The sequence below is a fragment of the Roseobacter sp. HKCCD6576-2 genome, from assembly GCF_013179285.1.
Taxonomy (GTDB): domain Bacteria; phylum Pseudomonadota; class Alphaproteobacteria; order Rhodobacterales; family Rhodobacteraceae; genus Rhodophyticola; species Rhodophyticola oceani.
This window is the reverse complement of the sequence record NZ_WVNW01000042.1, coordinates 1-2,980: the sequence shown is the minus strand read 5'-3', so window position 1 is coordinate 2,980 and position 2,980 is coordinate 1. Positions and strand designations below refer to the sequence as shown.

At 63.0% G+C, this 2,980-nt stretch carries 1 pseudogene; it reads right to left on the bottom strand.

The features are described from left to right. Positions 1 to 2,527 (bottom strand): annotated as a pseudogene (locus GTF44_RS21780) (hypothetical protein); the annotation flags it as partial. Between the last annotated feature and the right edge of the window lie 453 nt (positions 2,528 to 2,980).

Here is a 2,980-nt window from a genome sequence, read left to right as displayed (position 1 = left end):
GCTGCTCCGTGCCCATCTGGATCCACAGCGGCGCGCCCGTGTCCTGGCCGGCCGCATCAGCACCTGCGCCGCCCCAGGCCAGGGTCCGGAAGTCCTGCGAGCTGCCCCGCCCGCGCAGCGCAGAGGGCGCATTGAAGGCCAGCAGCGACGCGCCATAGCTGTCATGGATCGGCGCTGACGGTCCATAGTGTACCTCACCGGTGCTTGAAAGCGCGCTCAACGCCCAACCGTCGGCCGTCTCGGCCAGCCTGTAGAGATATGCCCCCGCAATCACCGCATGCTCCCCGTCTGACGTGACATAGTTGCCATCCATAAGGCGGAACGTCCCGTTGGACGCTCCGCCAACTGACACCACGTCGATCTCCAGCTCTGTGACCTCAGCACCCGCGCTGTCCAGGCCCGCAAGCGATAGCCCAATCTCGCCAGACGTATCGCCGGTGATCACAAGCCTGTCGGTGGCAAAACCGGCGCCCTCCAAAACCGTATCCAGGACAAACGCGCTCTTCCCCGATCCGGTGTTGGTGTAATCCCCGTCAATGGTGATCACATCCCCCGTCTTCCCGTCCTGAACGCTCAAGGTCACGGCGCCCGCATTGATCACATCCCCTCTGATGGTCATCCCCTCACCAGACGCGCTGGCCACGTGACCTGCACTGGGAGCCCCGGTGGGGGCGCCCCGGCCCCCGCCCGTCACGCGGAACTCAGACCCCGCCTCGATGGACAGGCCCGCCTCCAGTGTGCCAACCCCTTCCAGGCTCAGCTCCGTCTCCGCCAGCGTCAGATGCTCCCAGTTGCGGAGGTTCTCCATAGTGGTCAGGGTCTGGCCATGCAGCGTCAGCCGATCATCGCCCGCGCCGCCGTCCAGAATCTTGGAACTGTCATACACGGTGGTGGCGGAAATCGTGACGGTATCATCGCCGTCACCGACATAAAGATTCCCGGTGAAACTGCCACCTGCCAGGGTCAGGATGTCGTTGCCCGCCCCAAGACGAATATCCCCTTCGATGGTCCCTGCCGAGGTGATGACCGCAGCGCCAGACCCGTCGACCTGTATCGCATAGCCAGACAATCCCGCCGTCACCTTGCCCGTGCTGGCGATATCAATTGTCCCACTGGCGTCGGATGGCGGCGGCGAGCCGAGGAGGAAGAACGCTCGGATCGCTGCGCCGTTGCCAGCGCCGCCTGTCACCTCCCCGGCAACATCCACGTCAAAGCCTGTTGCACCCCCAGCGCGGATCCCGTCTGCATCCGCTCCGTAAACCCTGACAGTGGCGTCCGTGCCAAGGATGGCCTTTGCCTGACCACCACGCGACAACGCAAACAGGCCGTAGGCATCCTCTCCGAGCGTGGTGACTGTCCCTCCCTCCATCTGAGCAAGCGCAGCCCCAGTGCCAAAGGTGCTCGCATCAAGCCCATAGGCCTCGCCCCCTCCTGTATTGATATCCCCTTTGGTCATACGCGCCGTCACCGTGGCGGAGCTATCACTGTTGAAGATCCACGCCTCAAGCCCGCGCGCCGATGCGCCACTCGTGGTGATGGTACCGCCATCCATCTGAGCAAGCGCAGCCCCGGTACCCAAGGTGAGCGCATGGAGCCCATCGGCCCCGCGCCCTCCTGTACTGATATCCCCTTTGGTCAGACGCGCCGTCACCGTGGCTGTACTCTCACCAGCCCTGGTCTCCGCATAGAGCCCGCGCGCCGATGCACCACTCGTGGTGATGGCGCCGCCATCCATCTGAGCAAGCGCAGCCCCATCGCCAGCGGTTTGCGCAAAAAGTCCATGAGCCCCGAGACCGAATACCCCTGGGGCTGCCTCTGTCCCGCCTGTCGTCGTGATCTCCCCTTTGATCAGACGCGCCGTCGCCGTGGCTGTGCTCTCCTCGTTCTCGATCTCCGCAAAAAGCGCATGAGTATTTGCCCCATGCGTGGTAACCGCGTCGCCGTCCATTTCCGCCGTCGCAGCGCCAAGACCGCTGTTGCTCACCAAAACTCCATAGTGATGGAGGCCAACCGTATTGACCTCCCCTCCTTTGCCCACTTGCGCCGTCACGGAGGCTGTACTCTCCTCGTTCTTGATCTGCGCAAAAAGACCGGGCGCGAACGCAGCTGACCCATCCGTGATGACTTTGCCGTTCTGCAAGTGCATAGAAATATCACCCTCGCCTGACGTCGACCCCACCACCCGCGCCCCAGAGCCGCGCACCGTGATGTCATCTTCGTTAAGGATCAGAGTGAGCCCATCAGAATTGTTATAGGTGATGCCATCAGCATAGGGGTTCGTGCCAGGGTCAGTGGGAGCGTCACATGTGGCGGTGTCTTGACCGGGTGCGTCTGGCCCGCACGCATTGAGTGCTTGAGCCGCCGCTTGGTCCGCGCCACCCGCAAGCGTCACCGCAGCAGTTGCCACGACCGAAAGCCCAGGCGCAATGCCCGCTACCCGGCCCTTGATCTTGGTCAAGCGGCCACCTCGAACAGAGACGTTAAGCGGGCGAAGGGCGGGCTGGGTGTCTGAGGACTGGCTTCTCATTGTGAAACTCTCCTGTGAGGGACTTGAGCACAATCGGGGCAAGGCCCTGCCCGTCAGGCGGTCAGTGGGGTGGCAGAAATGCAGGACTTGGCAGCGGCATCGGCCAGAGGCGTTGTGTGAGCCTCAACCGGAAGCGACCCACAGTTGGCGGTCGGCCACGTTGCTTTCGCGCCGTCCGTTCTGATCGCCGTAAAAAGTTTAAGGGAGTTGCAACTGATCTCGCACCGGTAACCGCCATCATGGCGGCCGGGGACAACCGCGTAAAGCCATCCAATCCAGAAGCCCTGATCAGATCGCCAATTGATCCACGCGCGATGGCCGACTTGCGGCCGGGTGTTAGGCTGTCAGAATGATGTAACCGGTCAGCGCTGCGGTGTGCGCCAAGGCGCAGTGGCGGCCCGATGAACCGATGAACCGATGAACCGATGAACCGATGAACCGATGAACCGATGA